Annotated in this window: 1 protein-coding gene; it reads left to right on the top strand. The window is 30.1% G+C overall.

Annotated features, from left to right (window positions below):
- The first annotated feature begins 179 nt into the window (after nucleotides 1-179).
- Nucleotides 180-1496, top strand: coding sequence for an ISL3-like element ISSha1 family transposase (locus tag F1592_RS04150; protein WP_053017984.1), 1317 nt, complete (start codon nucleotides 180-182; stop codon nucleotides 1494-1496).
- The last annotated feature ends 136 nt before the right edge of the window (nucleotides 1497-1632 follow it).

Below are 1632 nucleotides of genomic sequence, written 5' to 3'. Positions count from 1 at the left end.
TTTAATCTTAGTTAAGTTCGAATCACTCTAAATATCTTTCATTATTTAGGCTCTATAATAAATTGGACTGATGACTAATAAATCATCAGTCCAATTTTTTTGTTTGAATACAAAAATGGCGCAATTACCTCTATAATTATTAGCTACCAAACAAAATAAAAAAGAAAGGTAATGCGCCTATGTGTAAGTCTATATTAAATACATTAAGAATTAAAGATAAAAATCTAAATTTTTCAGATGAAGTGATTGAGAAAAAACATAAAGGACGAATGAGCTTGTTTTACTATGCCGAGCTCACTTATCAACCTACACATTGTGAAAATTGTTCAACTAAAAATGAAAATTTCTCTATAGTAAAAAATGGCAAGAAAACTTCAACGATTACTTTACTTAAAATTATGGAAATGCCCGCCTATTTAAAACTTCAAAAACAAAGATTTTATTGTAAATCATGTGACAGTCATTTTACTGCTAAATCTAATATTGTCGACGCTCATTGTTTTATTTCTAATAAAACAAAACTTGCAGTTTTAGATAAAGCACAAGAATACCGCTCTCAAAAATCTATCGCTAAGTCATGCTTAGTATCATCAATGACTGTGTCTAGAGTGATTAATCAAGCGGCAAGCGACGTAGGTCAGTCTTCTTTTGATGCTCTACCTGAACACTTAATGATGGACGAATTTAAAAGTGTTAAAAATGTTATCGGAAAAATGAGTTTTATTTATGCAGATGCTGTATCGCACCGCATCGTAGATGTGGTAGCGGATCGTAAGTTAAAATCGCTAAAAGATCATTTTTATCGCTATTCTTTGAAACTCAGACAAAAAGTCAAAACAGTCACGATTGATATGTATGAACCATATATGTCACTAATCAAACAATTATTTCCTAACGCGAAGATTATTATTGATCGTTTTCATATTGTTCAATCTTTAAATCGAGCGTTAAATATGTCTAGAGTTCATGTAATGAATTGTTATAGAACCTCTAATAGACCGCTTTATAATAAATATAAAAGTTATTGGAAACTATTTCTTAAACCTTTTGAAACGCTAGAGGCATTTAATTATCATAAAGTCCATTTATTTAAAGAGTGGAAAACCGAAAAAGGCATTATAAATTACTTATTAGGTGTAGATGTAGAATTATTTAATACATATCACTACGTTCATGAGCTAAGAAGATTATTAAAAGAAAATCAAATAGAGAAATTTAATCATAAACTCTTTTCTATTCATCTTTCAGATGTGTGTCCCAAATTACGCCCAGTCATTAGAACTTTACGACGATTATCAGCTTTCATTGAAAATACTATGACATATTCTAACCTGACCAACGGTCCGTTAGAAGGAATTAATAATAAAATCAAACTCATTAAAAGGGTATCTTTTGGTTATAGAAATTATGATAATTTGCGTAATCGAATTATTATAACTTCGCGACTATTTGCCTCAACAACAAAAAAAGAGATTAAACAACCTAAGGTTGCTTAATCTCAATATTTGGACTCATCAGTCCGATTTGACGTAGAGCAAATAAAATGTCTCAGCCTACTTTATCATTATGTCAGTAGCTGACTGATTTGAAAATGCGCTTGAATCAAGCTTTTTTCAAAACAAGTCATCTTTG

The sequence above is a fragment of the Staphylococcus sp. GDX7P312P genome (assembly GCF_008385775.1).
GTDB classification, from domain to species: Bacteria; Bacillota; Bacilli; order Staphylococcales; family Staphylococcaceae; genus Staphylococcus; species Staphylococcus haemolyticus.
The sequence above is the reverse complement of the archived record's forward strand: the minus strand, read 5'-3'. Positions and strand labels throughout refer to the sequence as shown.